The sequence below is a fragment of the Paenarthrobacter sp. Z7-10 genome, from assembly GCF_026932795.1.
Taxonomy (GTDB): Bacteria; Actinomycetota; Actinomycetes; order Actinomycetales; family Micrococcaceae; genus Arthrobacter_M.
In genome coordinates, this window is sequence record NZ_JADPVH010000004.1 from 12528 (window position 1) to 28798 (window position 16271).

At 65.5% G+C, this 16271-nt stretch carries 13 protein-coding genes and 1 pseudogene; 9 read left to right on the forward strand and 5 right to left on the reverse strand.

Going from position 1 to position 16271, the window contains the following annotated elements; translation table 11 throughout:
• The first annotated feature begins 100 nt into the window (after nt 1-100).
• A complete protein-coding gene (locus tag IV498_RS02100; RefSeq protein ID WP_269044909.1) occupies nt 101-871 on the forward strand; it encodes an alpha/beta fold hydrolase in 771 nt (256 codons plus the stop codon).
• 60 nt (nt 872-931) lie between these two features.
• Nucleotides 932-1351 carry a hypothetical protein gene (locus tag IV498_RS02105; protein WP_269044910.1) on the forward strand — a complete coding sequence of 140 codons (420 nt, stop codon included), beginning with the start codon at nt 932-934 and terminating at the stop codon, nt 1349-1351.
• A 92-nt stretch (nt 1352-1443) separates the two neighbouring features.
• On the opposite strand, the gene IV498_RS02110 is transcribed toward IV498_RS02105, so the two are convergent.
• A complete protein-coding gene (locus IV498_RS02110; RefSeq protein ID WP_269044911.1) occupies nt 1444-4197 on the reverse strand; it encodes an excinuclease ABC subunit UvrA in 2754 nt (917 codons plus the stop codon).
• Nucleotides 4198-4377: 180 nt separating this feature from the next.
• Here IV498_RS02110 and IV498_RS02115 point away from each other — a divergent pair.
• Nucleotides 4378-5771 (forward strand): annotated as a pseudogene (locus IV498_RS02115) (pyridoxal phosphate-dependent decarboxylase family protein).
• Between the two features lie 13 nt (nt 5772-5784).
• Here IV498_RS02115 and IV498_RS02120 read toward each other — a convergent pair.
• Nucleotides 5785-6396, reverse strand: a complete 612-nt coding sequence (locus tag IV498_RS02120) for a DUF2510 domain-containing protein (protein ID WP_269044912.1) — start codon at nt 6394-6396, stop codon at nt 5785-5787.
• Nucleotides 6397-7268: 872 nt separating this feature from the next.
• Between IV498_RS02120 and IV498_RS02125 the strand changes: the two genes are divergently transcribed.
• A complete protein-coding gene (locus tag IV498_RS02125) occupies nt 7269-7583 on the forward strand; it encodes a hypothetical protein (RefSeq protein WP_269044913.1) in 315 nt (104 codons plus the stop codon).
• Nucleotides 7584-7812: 229 nt separating this feature from the next.
• Here IV498_RS02125 and IV498_RS02130 read toward each other — a convergent pair whose 3' ends face one another.
• The 3 genes from IV498_RS02130 to IV498_RS02140 form a co-directional block, all read right to left on the reverse strand.
• Entirely contained in the window at nt 7813-8283 is a 471-nt protein-coding gene (locus IV498_RS02130) for a GatB/YqeY domain-containing protein (RefSeq protein WP_269044914.1), read from the reverse strand.
• 12 nt (nt 8284-8295) lie between these two features.
• On the reverse strand, nt 8296-8631 hold the full coding sequence (locus IV498_RS02135; protein ID WP_330059142.1) for a type II toxin-antitoxin system PemK/MazF family toxin: 336 nt from the start codon (nt 8629-8631) through the stop codon (nt 8296-8298).
• Nucleotides 8632-8797: 166 nt separating this feature from the next.
• Nucleotides 8798-10120: a glycosyltransferase gene (locus IV498_RS02140; protein ID WP_269044916.1), complete on the reverse strand. Its 1323-nt coding sequence runs from the start codon at nt 10118-10120 to the stop codon at nt 8798-8800.
• Nucleotides 10121-10432: 312 nt separating this feature from the next.
• Here IV498_RS02140 and IV498_RS18790 point away from each other — a divergent pair, with 312 nt between their 5' ends.
• The 5 genes from IV498_RS18790 to IV498_RS02160 all read left to right on the forward strand — a co-directional run bounded on the left by IV498_RS18790 (nt 10433) and on the right by IV498_RS02160 (nt 16152).
• Nucleotides 10433-11008, forward strand: a complete 576-nt coding sequence (locus IV498_RS18790) for an acyl-CoA dehydrogenase family protein (RefSeq protein ID WP_330059139.1) — start codon at nt 10433-10435, stop codon at nt 11006-11008.
• Nucleotides 10896-11657: an acyl-CoA dehydrogenase family protein gene (locus tag IV498_RS18795; RefSeq protein ID WP_330059140.1), complete on the forward strand. Its 762-nt coding sequence runs from the start codon at nt 10896-10898 to the stop codon at nt 11655-11657. The genes IV498_RS18790 and IV498_RS18795 overlap by 113 nt, the downstream gene beginning before the upstream one ends.
• Before the next feature lie 84 nt (nt 11658-11741).
• Nucleotides 11742-13970, forward strand: a complete 2229-nt coding sequence (locus tag IV498_RS02150; protein ID WP_269044917.1) for a 3-hydroxyacyl-CoA dehydrogenase NAD-binding domain-containing protein — start codon at nt 11742-11744, stop codon at nt 13968-13970.
• Nucleotides 13967-14608 (forward strand): TetR/AcrR family transcriptional regulator, encoded by a 642-nt coding sequence (locus IV498_RS02155; protein ID WP_269044918.1) that lies wholly within the window; start codon nt 13967-13969, stop codon nt 14606-14608. The genes IV498_RS02150 and IV498_RS02155 overlap by 4 nt, the downstream gene beginning before the upstream one ends.
• On the forward strand, nt 14605-16152 hold the full coding sequence (locus IV498_RS02160) for a long-chain-fatty-acid--CoA ligase (RefSeq protein ID WP_269044919.1): 1548 nt from the start codon (nt 14605-14607) through the stop codon (nt 16150-16152). The genes IV498_RS02155 and IV498_RS02160 overlap by 4 nt, the downstream gene beginning before the upstream one ends.
• Nucleotides 16153-16271: the final 119 nt, after the last annotated feature.

Genomic DNA, 16271 nt, shown 5'->3' on the forward strand with positions numbered 1-16271 from the left:
CACGCCTTCGCCGCGAACCCTTGCAGTTCCGTCCGCTTGCGGGTAGAAGTGGACTGGCCGGGTCGCAGGCCGGGCCACGCCAATCACAGGGGAGAACTTCATGGTCGAAAGTGTCCAGTCCACAGACGGAACCACCATCACCTACGAGACGGCCGGGAGCGGACCTGTGCTCATCCTGGTCGGCGGAGCCATGAATACCCGCCATTCGGCAGGAGATCTGGTGCCCCTGCTCGCTGAGGACTTCTCTGTCATCACCTTTGACCGCCGGGGCCGAGGCGAGAGTACGAATACGCCGCCGTACGCCGTCGAACGCGAAGTGGAGGATTTCCAGGCGCTGGTGGCAGGCGTCGGAGGGTCGGCGTGCGTGTATGGCCACTCGTCCGGGGGCATATTGGCGTTGGAGGCGGCTGCCGCTGGCGTGGAGATCAGCAAGCTGGCCGTGTATGAGCCGCCATATGCCACGAGCGAGGGTGACGACGGGCTGTGGCAGGTGTTCGTGGACAAGGTTCAGTCGCTGGTGGATGAGGGACATTCGGACCAAGCGGTGGAGGAATTCATCCGGCACACGGGAGCGGGATTCGACGAGAGGATGAAGCAGTCGCCTTGGTGGCCGGCGATGGTGGCCTTGGCGCCCACGTTGCCCTACGACCTGGCGCTGGCGGCCGACGGCGTGGTGCCGGTGGAGCGGCTGGGCCGTATTTCGGCGCCCGTCCTCGCTTTGTACGGTGGGGCGAGCGCGGCGTGGGCGGAGACGGCGACGGCTGAGGTCTCGATGGCCGTGCAGAATGGGCGGCAGGACGTCATTGAGGGCCAGACGCATGCCGCGGCGCCGGATTCGGTTGCGCCGACGCTGCTGCAGTTCTTCCACTGAGGAGCGCGGGCACCCGTGTCTCCGGGTTCCGCGTGGGCGCACCCGACCTCGAGGCCGTTTATGGTCCTTGGCACACTCGGGGTGGTTGGCGGTGGACTGCTCTCGGCCATGACCGCTGCGGGCCCGAGTTACCACGCCAGTTGGGCGGTTGCCTACGTAGTCCTCGTTGTCGGTGTCGCCCAAATAATTCTGGGGGTCGCGCAAGCTTCCCTCACCGGCGGTTTTGTCCGGGGTTGCATCATCGCCTGGGAGGCGGTCTGCTGGAATCTTGGCAGTGCCACCGTGCTCACAGGCACTCTGGCGAGTGTTCCGACCCTTCTTTATGCCGGCATAATCCTACTGTTGGCGGCGCTGGTTTTGTTCGCGGTCGCTATCCGACACGGCCGGCGGGGGATCCTGTTCACGGTCACGTGGGTGGTCATCATCGTCCTCCTGGTCAGCATGCCTGTTGGTGCAATCATCCAGGCTGTCACTGGCTGACGCTGACGCTGGGACTGGGCCGACGGCACCACGGCACCGGGTTGACCGCGGCTGAAGGCCTGGCGGACGCCCGGTTCGTACGCGACAAAAAGTCAGCGGAGGCGCAGGGCCAGGTAGGGCGCAGTGCGGCTTTCCGTGGATTCCGCCACGTCCCTGGGCGTACCGGCGGCCATGATTCGTCCACCGGCGTTTCCACCGGAGGGACCGAGATCGATGACCCAGTCGGCGGCGGCCACGACGTCCATTTCGTGCTCGACCACCACGACGGTGTTCCCGGTATCCACCAACAGGTTCAGCTGACGGAGCAGCAGCCGCACGTCTGCCGGATGCAGCCCGGTGGTGGGCTCGTCCAGCAGGTAGAGGGTATGGCCACGCCGGTCGCGCTGCAGTTCGGTGGCGAGCTTGATCCGCTGGGCTTCGCCTCCGGATAGTTCGGTCGCGGGCTGACCCAGCCGCAGGTATCCCAGCCCCACATCGAGCAGGGTTGCCAGGCTGCGTGCCGCTGCCGGAATGTCGGCTAGGAATGCTGCCGCTGCCTCCACGGTCAGGGCCAGGACGTCGGCCACGTTCTTGCCCCGGTAGCGGACCTCAAGAGTTTCGGCGTTGAACCGGGAGCCGTTGCAGGTTGGGCACGGGCCGTAGCTGCCGGGTAGGAACAACAGTTCAACTGCGACGAATCCTTCGCCAAGGCAGGTTTCACAGCGGCCGCCCGCCACGTTGAAGGAGAAGCGCCCGGCCCCAAATTGACGGGCTTTGGCCTCGGGAGTGGCGGCGAATTCTTTGCGGACGGCGTCGAAGAGTCCGGTGTAGGTGGCCAGATTCGAGCGTGGCGTGCGGCCGATCGGCTTCTGATCCACTCGAACCATCCGGTCCACTGCGTCGAGTCCTGAAAGCTGTCGAACGGTTGTCGTGTCGGCCGCGCCGTTCACGCCGGACGGCGCGACTGTGTCGGTTGCGACGTTTGGCTCGACCGCTCCAGCAGGCTCGAGGGCGTTGGTTGGCTCGTCCACGTCAGGCGGCGATGCATTGTGCAGGTGGGTTCCGACGACGTCGGCCAGTACCTTGCTGAGCAGCGTGGACTTTCCGGAGCCCGAGACTCCGGTAATCGCCGTGAGCACGCCGAGCGGGATGTCCGCGTCCAGGTTGCGCAGGTTGTGGCTCGTGACGCCGCGCAGTTGCAGCCAGCGCGCCGCGCTCCGCAAGCCGCGCGCTGTCCCGCGGCCGTCGTCGCCGCCCCTGTCATTGTTGTTCCGGCGCCCGCCTTCGCCCGTGCCGCCTTCGCGCCCGCCGCCGTCGTCGGCCGAGCTCTCGTGACCGAGCAGGAACGGGCGCGTGACGGACTCCACCACGTCCGCCAGGCCGGCAACCGGCCCGCTGTAAACGATGTGGCCGCCGGCCTCGCCCGCCATCGGTCCCACGTCGACGAGCCAGTCCGCACGGCGCACCACGTCCATGTTGTGCTCGACGACGAAGACGGTATTGCCGGATGCTTTGAGCGCCTCCAGTACCGCCAGCAATGGCTCCGCGTCGGCGGGGTGCAGACCCGCGGACGGTTCGTCGAGGACGTAGATGACCCCGAACAGGCCGGAGCGCAGTTGAGTGGCAATGCGCAGGCGCTGCATCTCGCCCGGTGAAAGGGTCGGTGTGGCGCGGCTCAGGCTCAGGTAGCCCAGTCCGAGCTCCAGAAGCACCGTGATGCGTTGGACCAGGTCCCGGGCGATGGTTCCGGCTACCCCGCCGGAACCGCTGGCGGAACCGCTGACGGAACCGCTGACGGAACCGGTGACGGAACCGGTGTTGCCGACGCCACCGGAACCTCCCCCTCCGCTGGCTCCGCCCGCACTGCTCGCCCCGTCAGCCCCGGCCCCCTCGGCCGCCGGGCGGAGTGCATCGGCCAATTCCGTCATGGAAAGAGCATTCATCGCCGCGATGTTCAGCCCCGCGAAGGTCACTGCCAATGCCTCCGGCTTGAGCCCTGCGCCGCCGCACGACGGGCATGGTCCAGACTCCATGAAGGCGAGCACGCGGTCGCGCATCGGCGCGCTCTTGGAATCGGCCAAGGTGTGCAGGACGTAACTGCGGGCGCTCCAGAAGCGGCCCTTGTAGGGTTTGGCTACGCGGTCGCGCTGCGGAGTGACCTCAACGACGGGCTGTTCCTCGGTGAACAGAATCCAGTCGCGGGCTTTTTTCGGCAGCCTGCGCCAAGGAACGTCGACGTCGTAGCCCAGATGGGTGAGGATGTCGCGGAGGTTTTTACCTTGCCAGGCACCAGGCCACGCCGCGATGGCGCCGTCGCGGATGGTGAGGCTAGGGTCCGGCACCAGCGAGGCCTCGGTGACGGTGTGCGCGGTGCCAAGGCCATGACAAACGGGACACGCCCCGGTGGCTGTGTTGGTGGAGAAGGAGTCTGAATACAGGATGCCCGCACCCTCCCGATACCTACCCGCCCGCGAAAAGAGCATGCGCAGGGAGTTGGACAAGGTGGTAACTGTGCCCACCGAGGACCGGGCGCTGGGTGTTCCGCGCCGTTGCTGCAGTGCCACGGCCGGGGGAAGGCCGGTGATCAGCTCGACCTGGGGATTGTTTCCCTGCTGGATCAGCCGGCGCGCGTAGGGGGCAACGGATTCAAAGTAGCGGCGCTGAGCCTCCGCGAAAATGGTGCCGAAGGCCAGGGAGGACTTGCCCGAACCGGACACTCCAGTGAAGGCGACGATGGCATCGCGGGGGACGTCCACATCCACGTTTTTGAGATTGTTTTCGCGGGCTCCGCGGACCCGGACGAAGCCATCCGACGGATCGTGGTGCTCGGCGGGGGAAAAGGATGGGGCGGTCGGGTTCGTCTGCACTTGTCCCACCCTAGACGACAAGGGGGCAGGCGATATCGACTATCTGAGCGCAGGGGTCGAACCCGGAGACGGCCACGCGGCCTGCGATATGAATGATCCGGAGCCAATGGGCTGGAGCCATCGCCACCGGGTTCCATCCCGAACCTGTTGCCGCACCCGCCGCAGGCGTAGCATAACGGCATGTCTGCACCTCCGGAGGCCTATGGACCCGCCCTGCAGAGGGCAATGGCGCACTCGATGGAGTGGCTGGCGAGCGTTCCCGACCGGCCGGTGGGACCCCGTCGGGATGCGGACTCTCTGGCGGCTGATTTCGGTGGGCCGCTGCCGGACGGACCCACCGACCCGGCGGTCGTCGTCGACTATCTGGCCACGGCGGCGGAACCGGGGCTGATGGCCATGCAGTCCGGGCGCTTCTATGGTTGGGTGATCGGTGGAACGTTGCCGGCGGCGATGGCGGCGGATTGGTTGGTAAGCGCCTGGGACCAGAACGCTGGTATGCGCTTCGCCACTCCGGCCGTTGCTGCCGCGGAGGAGGCTGCCGGTGCCTGGATTCTGGAGCTCCTGGGACTGCCGTCGGGTGCGGATGTGGGATTCACCACCGGCGCCACGATGGCGAATTTCACCGGGCTGGCAGCCGGGCGGCAGTATCTGCTGGAACAGGCGGGTTGGGATCTCGCAGCGAACGGGCTGGCCGGTGGACCTCGGATCCGTGTCTTCGTAGGTCAGGAGCGGCACGACGTCGTCGATCTCGCGCTGAGATATCTCGGCCTGGGCGCGCCGACCGCCGTCGCCGTTGATGATCAAGGCAGGATCCGCCCGGATTCGCTTGAGGAGGCACTTGCGTCCGGTTCCGGGCCGGCGCTAATCTGCCTGCAGGCCGGCAACGTTCACTCCGGCGCGTTCGACCCGGTAGGCGAGGCGACGGCCATCGCCCATCGCCACGGTGCCTGGGTTCATGTGGATGGGGCGTTCGGGCTGTGGGCGGCCGCCAGTCCCACCTACCGCAAACATCTGGTGGGATTGGAAACGGCCGATTCCTGGGCCACCGACGCCCACAAGACGCTCAACGTTCCCTATGACTGCGGTGTGGCTATCGTTGCACGCCCGGAGGTGCTGCGCGGGGTCTTTGGAACCCACGCGAGTTACCTCATCGCGGATGATCATGGGCCGGGGGATCCGCACGAAAAAGTGCCGGAGCTGTCCCGCCGCGCCCGTGGGGTGCCCGTCTGGGCGGCGCTGCGGTCGCTGGGCCGCTCCGGAGTGGTTGCGATGGTGGACCGGATGGCCGGCCATGCGGGCGCCCTGGCGGCAGGGCTGGCGGAGCTGGAGGACGTCGAGGTCCTCAATGACGTCGTTTTCACCCAGGTCTGCGTCAGCTTCGGTTCGGACGAGCGCACCAAGGCGGTGACGGCCCGGCTGCTGGCCGGCGGTACCACCTGGATGTCTGGATCGAGGTGCATGGCCGGGACATCCTGCGGATTTCCGTCAGTAACTGGGCGACCGACGACGACGACGTGGCACGTTCGCTGGAGGCAGTCGGCCGCGCTGCGAGTGAGGTTCCGGCCTTGATTTAGCAGCGCATCCGGGTCAGTACGGAAGTGTCGCGGACATTGACGAAAACACCGCCGCCATCTTGATGCTGGTGGCAACGAAGCTGAGGACGAATACTCCAATCAAGACCCAGACCGGTGCCAGACCGCGGCGTGGCGCCACCTGATGCACAATGATCGACCGGCCGACCACGTACACCGCGGTGTTGAGGAAAACCCAGGCCCAATGGAACGCGCGGATCACCCCGTCCCGGCGCAGCCGTTGCCAGTCCAGGAACGCCATCAGGGCGCAGATCGCGTAGCCAAGCAATCCGCTGCCGAGCACCAGGAAATATGCTGGGGTAAACATGGAGAACGGGTCCACGGTTGGGATGTGGTTTGAGCCGATATAGCGCAGCCGAACGACGGGATTCCAGCCAAGGGTGAAAAGTATCTGGACCAGGGGAAGCAGCGTCGCGAGCCAGATTAACGGATTGTAGATCGGTATCTTGTCGCTGAGCTGCGGCCGCGTCGCGGACCCAACTGCCGGGTAGGGGGAGTTAAAGTGCCCGGTCCAGGCGTAACCGTCCCACCACTGCTGCCGGCCGGAACCATCGGAGGCCGGGTACCACCCCGGTTGAGGTGCGCTGCTGTTGGGTGGGACGGTCATGGTGGTCCTCCGGTGGTAGGGCTGCTGATTCTCACATTACCGCCGCTGCCGCGGCGCCCTGTCAACGGGCCTTTCGCACACAACCCTCAGGACAGAACCTCCTCATGAGGAGCATTCCGACGAAAACCCCGTCAGGGCAACAAGTTCGTGCCGACGGCCCGTTACTCCGAAACCGGCAGGGACTGCCAAGAGTAAGCCCGGTTCTGAGGCCTCCGCAGGCTGGGGTTTCGGCGGCTGCGTCGGCCTCGACACCGGCACAGGTCGCAGCAGCCGGATCGATGGCCGCGCCCAGATGTGGAAGGCCGAGCCCTGCAGCCTCGCGGGCAATGTGTTCGCCGCTTGGCTGCGGGGTTCTGTGGGCTGGTCCGCCGGTTCCTGGGCGATCGGCCCTTCGTCTGTCGGATGCCATAACGCGGCGACCCAACCGCGAAGAGCCAGATAGGTGGAAGACGTAGGGTTTCCTCGGTCCGTGCCGACATATAGCGGGCATGACCCCCAGCCGCAATCGTCCGCCTAAAGGGGTCCCCGTCTGCGGCCATGTCGCCTCGCCAAAGCGCCGGTTTCGCTGTACGAGACGGGGTGGGCCGAGCATTTCCGGGAAGAAACCGGCACGCGGATTCCTGGCATAACGGGACGAGGGTGCATTCGAGAAAAAGCCGGGGCGTTGAAATGGGTAACTGCGAAAAGGACCGCCAGCTGAATCCGGCGGAAACCGTGAAAGCTATTCAGGCTTTTCGTGCGAGAGGGCGACGATCCAGTCCGGGGTGGATTCCTTTATTCTCTTGTCGAGCGTTACGCGCGCCCGGGCCGCTGCAATCTGAACCCGGCGGTCTTCCCGGCTCACTGACGCGGGCCGCTTCGAAGGAGCGAGGGTGCTCAACCCGGAGCTTGCTGTTACTGGCCGTGTCATGGACATCGTCGCCCTCCTACCTGACTGTGTCATCGGTCCCTTCGCTTCCATTGTCCCCCGGTGCCCCGCTTTCGTCCATCATTTCCAACCGGTCTGCCGCATCCATTGCGAGGTCATGCACGTGCATGACCTCCGCGCGCCGGGCAGCATCCGCCGCTTCGAGGGGGTCTTCCGTGCCAATCTTGAGCAGTCTGACATCCTCATTGGTGGCGAGCCTGCTTTGTCCGAGAATGTCGATGGCCTTTTGGCCCATCTCGGCGCGGGTCGCCTGATCTGACAGGGAGGCGTCCAGCGCCCATTGCGTGCGCCGCCACGATTCAGACCGGTTATCCGCGCGACGCCGCTGCGACAGGGCGAAGCCGCTATCACCGCAGCCACAACGGCGGCGATAACTGGGGCAAAGGCCGCCCACACCTGCCACGCCTGCGCCGGGCCAGCATGGAGGACAACATCTAGCGGTGTTGGTACGGGCGTCGGCGCTGTGCGTGCTGCTAAAAGGGTGATATTCAACTGGCCAGCCGGCTGCGGACGATTTCGCTGACGGTTTTACCATCGAAGCGGCCCGCCACCAAGGCGGTTACCGGCTTCATTACGACACCGATGGAACGCATGGAAAGTTCCTGGCCGTCAGCCTTCAGCGCGGCGATGGTTCCATCGACGACACCTTCAACCTCTTCGCGTGTCAGCGGCTTGGGCAGGTACGCCTCGATGATCTGCGCCTCCGTAATTTCCGTCGCTGCCTGTTCGGTCTCACCGGCTTCGGTGTAGATGCGCACGGTATCGTGGCGTTTGGCTGCCTCTTTCTGCAGGAGCGTGGTCACCTGGGCATCATCCAATTCGACGGGCGTTTTGCCGGACTTTTCGCGGGTGCTGATTTCGCCCAGGACGTTTCGGACCGTTGTCAGTGCCAACCGGTTCCCGTCCCTGAGGTGGGCGATTACGTCGGCGTGCAGCCGTTCTTTTAAGGTGTTGCTCATGATTTTCTCACTTCATCGTCGGTGGGTGTTAGGGGCAATGTGTGCGGAAGGAGTCTTCTTGGTGCTCAAGGCTCTCACGGGCGTCAGCTGTGCCATACCGAGCGCAACCTGAAGACCTGACTCGACCGCCGTCATCACCGCAGCGGATCGGGCGTTAACTTCTGCCACCGCCTCGTCGCGATACATGGCGGTGATCTCATCGCAAAGAACCCAGCCTGTGACGGGGCCGTCGTCGGGAAATGCCACCCGGCCGGACCGTACCGCCGTTGTGACCCTGACGACCGGCGGGTGCTGAGACGCCTCGTTGGGTTGGCTGTTTGATACCACTAGCCAGTATCTTTCGCCGATTTACTCTGAGAGGGCAGCAGCATGGATTTCGCCGCGCCGAAGTGGCGGGACGGGGCGCTTAGGGTTGGGGCTCCGGCGGACTTCCCTGACAAAACCGGCCCGCGACGTATTGAAGGGAAGTGTGATCCGGCGTGCGTCGAATCTTTTCCGAGGACATCCGCCCAGATTACCAGCGGCGGCCTCCGTCTGGCTCATGCACTGCCTCCACAAGGTCGACTAGTTCGTCCACCCCGCGGGACATCCGAATTTCGTGGCCAATACGGGCGCTGGCTTCCCGGTAGGAGTTGGTGGACAGGACTGCCCGCACGGCCTTGGCGACGGCGTTGGGGTGGGCATGGTTGGTGTGCAGATTGATGCCGCAGCCTGACCAGGCGACTCGGGCGCACACCTCGGTTTTGTCCTCGGTTTCACCGGCCACCACCAGTGCTACGCCGTGCTGCAGCGCAAAGTGGACGCCACCGTAGCCTCCGTTCGTGACGAGGACGGCGGTCTTGGGCAGCAGTTCGTCGTAGGGCAGGTAGGACGCGACGCGCACATTGTCGGGAAGCGGACCGGCGAGCGCGTCCACGGGGCGTCCTCCCGTGCTGACGACCACAAGCACGTCTTCGTGGGCGAGGCCGACGATGGTCGGCTGGATCAAGTCATCAAAATTCGTGTTGGCCACTGTCCCCTGGGTGACGTGAACCACCGGGCGGGCGCCGTCGAGCTCGTTCCACCATGGCGGCAGCTCGGCTTCGATGGCCTTCCCGGAGATGCGCCGTCCGCCTTGAGAGACGGGACCTACGAAATGCACGCTGGCTGGGAGGTCGGAGCGCGGGTATTCGAAGGCACGGACGGTGAATTGGGCAATGTGGTCGGCGAGGCGTGGCCAATCCATGAAGAAGGTCGGGAACGGAGCCCCCGAGATCTGGCGGGCAATGTCGTCGGCGAATTTCTGCACTGGAGCGAAGACCAGTTTCTCGGTCAGAGTCTGCAGCACGCGGTTCCGCAGTCGCCCCGCCAGGCCCGCCATGGGTGGGAGGCCCAATCCAAACGGCGCGGTATCCCGGCTGGCGAGGCTGAGCGGCACGATGCCACAGTTGATCACCGCCGGCCGGCCGGGCCGTGGCTCGGTCAGCAGCAGGGCGGCTCCCATGAAGAGCGATCCGGCGAGGACGACGTCGGCAGGAGTCTCTGCCAGCACACCATGGATCGCGTCGAGCTGGGCCCTGCCGGGACGCATGAAGATCTCTTTGACGTCAAACCGGATTCCTTTGGGGCCCTTGAGCCCGACGCGGCCCGGAAAGGCCTTGTCGAGGTCGCTGCCATCGAAGTCTGCCTCAGGTGGCAGCGCCACGAAGCTGGCACCGGTGTCCGACACCTGACGCTCAAACTGCCGCCCGGTAAGGAAGCGGACGTCGTGGTGCCGTTCCACGAGTCCCGCGGCAACCGCCAGCATCGGTGTCACGTGGCCTATCAGCGGACTGGAACAAACAAGGACCGATGCCATGCTGACTCCTTGGACAAGAACCATTTTCCTGCAGCGTTGAGCAGTTTGCAGCAGCATTCATTAGCTTGAACAGTAGTAACTATGGCAAGAAAAAGGTCCGGTCCATGGCACTGCGTTCAACCCGGCCGCAACGGCAGGCTTTCATTCCTCCTTGAAGCCCAAACAATTTGCAGATAGTGTGCAAATTGTTGAGGAACGTGATCGGCGACGCGTTCGGCCGGTTCCCGGGGAAAGGAACTGGCGGCGCATTTCTGTGTCCTGCAGTGAGCACTAGAAACGTCCACCCCCGGCCCGCCGGCAGGGAAAGTGGGCATGGGAAAAGAGGTCGGCATCGTGGAGCAGCGGAACGCAGGGGCAGTAAACGTGGATTACTTCGCCCTTGACGACGACCTCACCGAGGACGAGCGTGCCCTGCGGGACCGGGTCCGGGCCTTCGCAGCGTCGGACGTGCTGCCCATCATCAATGACTATTGGGAGCGGGCACAGTTCCCCTTCGAATTGCTCCCGGGTCTGGCCCGGCTCGGCATCGTCGGCGGCACGATCGAAGGGTACGGCTGCCCGGGCTTGAGCCGGCGGACGGCGGGCATCGCCTCGCGGGAGATGGCACGCGGCGACGGGTCGGTCAACACATTCTTGGGCGTGCATTCCAGCCTGTGCATGGGCGCCATCAATATGCTCGGCAGCGAGGAGCAGAAACAGCGCTGGCTGCCGGTCATGGCCACCCTGGCGAACCGGCGCGTTCGCGCTGACGGAGCCGCGGCATGGTTCGGACTCGGTGGCGCTGGAGACGAGCGCGCGCCGGGACGGGGAGGATTACATCCTCAACGGTCACAAAAGGTGGATCGGCAACGGCGACGCGGCCGACGTCGTCGTAATCTTTGCGCGTGATGTTGCCGATGGGCGGGTGAAGGCCTTTGTGATGGAGAAGAACGACGACGACGAGGGCAGCTTTCCGCCCGGGTACCGTCCCACGGTGATCACCGGAAAGATCGGCAAGCGCGCCATTCTGCAGTCGGACATCGTGATTGAGAATCTCCGCATTCCGGCGCGGAACCGGTTGGAGCACTGTGATTCCTTCAAGGACGTATCGCGGGTGCTGACGGCCACGCGGGGTGGCGCCGCGTGGGAGGCGGTGGGCCATGCGATGGCAGGATACGAGATTGCTGCGCACTATTCCCTGGTGCGGGAGCAGTTCGGCAAGCCGATTGGTTCCTTCCAACTGGTGCAGAACAAACTGGCCAACATGCTCAGCGAACTGACGGCGATGCAGCTGATGTGCTCGCGGATGGCGGAACTGATTGAGTCGGACCGGCTGACCGGACCGATGGCATCCATGGTCAAGATGGCCACCGCGCAAAAAGCGAAGTGGATCTGTGCTGAAGCCCGGGACATTCTGGCCGGCAATGGTCTGCTGCTGGAACGCCATGTCGCGCGCCATTTGACCGACATGGATGTGGTGAGCACCTATGAGGGGACCGACTCGATCCAGTCGCTGCTGGTGGGACGGGACATTACCGGAATCTCGGCCTTCAAGTAGGCCCGGTTGCTTCATGGCCGGACCGGCAGCACAACAGCAGGCCACGGACCAGCAGTCCGTCCAACACCGAAGAGAGAAGTACGCATGAGCAATTCCTCGACCGATCCGGTCAGCGTGGAGATTATCGATGGCGTCGCACGCCTCACCATGAATCATCCGCCGGTCAACGCGCTGAGCCTGCGGCTGCGCAAGGCGCTGGCGGACGCCCTTTCCGCTGTGGCGGCCGACCCTGGGATTACGGCGGTACTGCTGGCCGGCCAGCCCAAGGCATTCTCCGCTGGAGCGGACATCAGCGAATTTGGTGCCGGCGCCGGCAGCCCGCCGGATCTGCCCACACTGGTCGCAATGGTGGAGGATTTTCCGGTACCGGTCATTGCTGCTCTGACCGGTGTCGCGCTGGGCGGCGGCTTGGAACTGGCGATGGCCGCCGCTGCGAGGATCGCCGCTCCGGACGCGCGGCTCGGCCTGCCGGAAATCTCGCTTGGCCTGCTGCCGGGGGCTGGGGGCACCGGCAGGTTGCCGCGATTGGTGGGTCCCGAGCGTGCCGTGGAGATGATCCTCGGCGGTCAACAGATCTCCGCGGATCAGGGGCTCCGCGACGGACTTCTTGATGCCGTCCTGGCGGATCCGACCTCGGAGGAAGGCCTGCTCTGGGCGACGGGTTTCGCGCAGGGCGACGGGGATCCGTCCCAGCCGAGCGTTGGTGTGGCTTCCCACGGCGAGGGAACGATCGAGCCCCTGCACCGCCGTCCTCCGACGCGGCAACGAGAGGACAAGATCGCCGCCGCGCGTGCCAACCCGGGTTCCATCGCCACGCTCGCGGCCGCCCGGCTCGCGAAGGCCAAAGATCCGTTCGCCGCGCGGGCCGCCATCGACGCGATCACCGCCGGCGTCGAGCTGTCCTTCGAGGAGGGCGCACGGGTGGAGCGCGAAAAGTTTGAGGAACGCCGTGCCAGCGCCGAGTCGGGGGCCCAGCGGCATCTTTTCGCGGCGGAACGGGCGGCCCGCAAACCCAAGAACCTCGATCCCCGGGCGGCCAAGCACGTGGCCCGAGCTGGCGTCGTCGGCGCCGGAACCATGGGCGGCGGCATTGCCATGGCGCTGGCCGCCGCGGGGATTCCCGTGACAATTGTCGAGGCGGAGCAGCAGGCGCTGGACCGCGGACTGGCCCGCGTCCGGGAGAACCTGACCCGGTCGGTGGAGCATGGCAGCCGGTCCGAGTCGGATGCGCAAAATCAGCTTGCCCTGATCGGCACCAGCCTGGACTATGCCGCCTTCGCGGACGCGGACCTGGTCATTGAAGCGGCCTTCGAGGACCTGCAGGTGAAAAGGGACATCTTCGCCACCCTTGACCGGCATGTCCGCCCCGACGCCGTGCTTGCCTCCAACACGTCGTACCTGGACATCGACCAAATCGCCGCGGGAACGGCACATCCTGGGCGTGTGCTGGGCCTGCACTTTTTCAGCCCAGCCAACGTGATGCCGCTGGTGGAGGTGGTGCGTGGCGCCAAAACCGACGCCCAAACCCTGGCCACCGGCTTTGCCCTCGCGCGGCTGATCGGCAAGACGCCCGTGGTGGTGGGCGTGTGCCATGGCTTCGTGGGCAACCGAATGCTGGAAGTGCGCTCCCAGCAGGCCGAGCGGCTCCTGCTGGAGGGTGCGCTGCCGGGGCAGGTGGACAAGGTGCTGACGGATTTCGGCTTTCGGATGGGCCCCTTTGCGATGGGGGACATGGCCGGGCTGGATATCGGCTGGCGGAACCGCAAGGCGCAGGGGGTGAAAGCGCCGGTCAGTGACGCCCTGTGCGAAGCGGGCCGGTTCGGACAGAAAACCGGGGCTGGCTATTACGCCTATGATGGCCGGGGACGCCGGGACGATGCCGCCGTGGCGGAGCTGATCGCCGGGATCTCCGCCAGCTTAGGAGTTCCCCGCCGGGATATCTCCGCCGAGGAAATCCTGGAGCGGCTGACCTTCCCGATGATCAACGAGGGTGCCCGCATCCTGGCGGAAGGCATCGCGGATCGTTCCGGGGACATCGACGTCATTTGGGTCAAGGGCTACAACTGGCCCGCTTACCGCGGCGGTCCCATGTGGTACGCGGATCAGGTGGGACTGCCGAGGGTCGCCGCGCGGCTGCGCCACTATGCGGAGCAGACCGAGGATGAGTCGCTGCGGCCGGCAGGTCTGCTGGCTCGGGGGGCCGACGACGACGGCGCCTCCACCGCGGGCGGCCTCATCTTCGGCGCGGCGGGGCAGGGCTCGGGACAGGAAGCCCTGGGCGGGCCTGCCGCGGCGAATGGGCCTGCCGCGTGAGTGAAGCCCCCGTGGATGGCCGCGCCGCCCGTGCGCAGCGGACCCGGCAAATCATCGCGGACGCGCACATCGCGCTCATCAACGACGGTGAGCTCCGGCCCTCGGCGAAACAGATCGCCGCGCGGGCGGGCGTGTCCCAACGCGCCTTGTGGGACAACTTCAAGGACATGGAAAGCCTGATGGCAGGCACGGCCCGCCGCCAGTTGGCGATTCAGGACGCGGACTTCATTCCGGTAAATCCGGACCTGAGCTTGGCGGAGCGGATCGGGCGGTATTGCGATCAGCGTGCCGGGATGCTCGAAGCTCTGGCTCCGCTGGCGCGGGCGGCGGATATCCAGCGGCCGTTTTCCCCGGCGCTGCAGGAGAACCTGAGGGAAAACCTGCAGCGCATCCGGATGGCCTTCGAAGCATTGTTCGCCAGGGAGCTCGAAGATCTGGACTCTGCCGAGCGCGCAGAGCTGACGCTCGCGGCGTGCGCAACTGCCGACTGGGCCAACTGGCAGCTGCTGCGGGACCAGCTGCAACTGCCCCGGGCGCAGGCAACGGCAGTGCTGTACCGGACGCTAAGCGCACTGCTGGACACACATCGGCAGTACGCCGGCAACCAGTCGAACAATCAAAGGAAGAAGCAGTCATGACAGTTTTGACCCTTGCGGCAATCCTCGCCGAATCGGCCCGCAACTACCCGGCGAAGACCGCCGTCGTCGACGGCGACCGGAGCTACAGCTACGCGAAACTCTGGGAGCAGGCGCGCAGCTACGCCTCCCAACTCCAGGATGCAGGGCTGAACGCCGGCGACGTGGCTGGCATCATGTCTCCCAACGTGGTGGAGTTTCCGCGGGCCTATTACGCGGTGCAGGCCGCCGGCGCCGTCGTCGTGCCCGTGCATTTGCTCCTCACCGTGGAGGAAATAGTCCAGGTGCTGCGCGACAGTGGTGCCAAACTGCTTATTTGCCACAGCGCATTCCTGGCCGTCGGCGCACCCGCAGCGAAGGAACTCGGAATCCCACTGCTGGTGGTTGGTCCCGTTCCGGAGGAGCAGCGGGCTGGCCTGACGCTGCTGGACCCGGACGCGCTGCCGCGGGTGAACAGTTATGTGCCGCGCCAAGCCGAGGATCCCGCCGTCATTTTCTACACCTCCGGCACCACCGGAAAGCCCAAGGGCGCCATCCTGACCCAGCTCAATATGGTTATGAACGCCACCGTTTCCGCCGTGGACGCCAATGACGTGCGCACCGATGACATTGCGCTCGGCTGCCTTCCGCTGTTCCATGTGTTCGGACAGACCGCGAGCATGAACGCCATCTTCCGACTCGGCGCCACCTTGGTGCTGCTGCCCCGGTTCAGCGGCGCGGCGGCGCTGGATATGATCACCGCCCAGAACGTGAACGTTTTCCACGGCGTGCCCACCATGTACATGCAGCTGCTCGCCGCGGCGCAGGGGCGGGAGACCTTGCCGCAGCTGCGGCTGTGCGTCTCCGGCGGTGCAGCGCTGCCCGTTGCCGCAATGGAAAAGTTCAACGCAGCCTTCAGGGTGACCATCTACGAGGGCTACGGGCTTTCCGAGACGTCTCCGGTGGTCTGCACCAATACCCCCACGTCCGGAGTGAAGCCCGGCACCGTTGGTCCGGCCGTCTGGGGCGTGGAAGTGGAAATCACCGACCATACCGATCCCTCGCGGCTGCGGTTTCTGCCCAACGGCGAGCTGGGCGAGATCGTGGTGCGCGGCCACAACGTTTTTGCCGGCTACCTGAACAACCCCGAGGCCACTGCCGCGGCCATGACGGACGGCTGGTTCCACACCGGCGATCTGGGAACGAAGGACGACGACGGCTTCATCACGGTGGTGGACCGAACCAAGGACGTGATCATCCGCTCCGGCTACAACGTCTATCCACGCGAGGTGGAGGAGGTGCTGGCGCGCCACCCCGCAGTGGCGCAGGTCGCGGTGATTGGACTGCCGGATGATCTGCGCGGCGAGGAAGTCTGTGCCGTGATCACCCTCGAACCGTCCTACGCGCAGAACCCGCCCAGTGCCGGGGAGATCATCGCCTGGAGCCAGGAGCACCTGGCAAAGTACAAGTATCCGCGCGTCATCCGCATCATTGAGGCGCTGCCGTTAGGACCGAGCCAGAAAATCCTCAAGCGGGAGCTGCGGGAAACTTTCGCCGACGCAAAGTAAGCGGGCTAGGCCGATGATTTCATTTGGATTGAGGGACTGACGGTTGCCGAGGTCCCACATCCTGACCGGCGCTGATGGCCTGAAGTCAAAGGCAGGATCGTGCAGCCGATGTGGCGTTC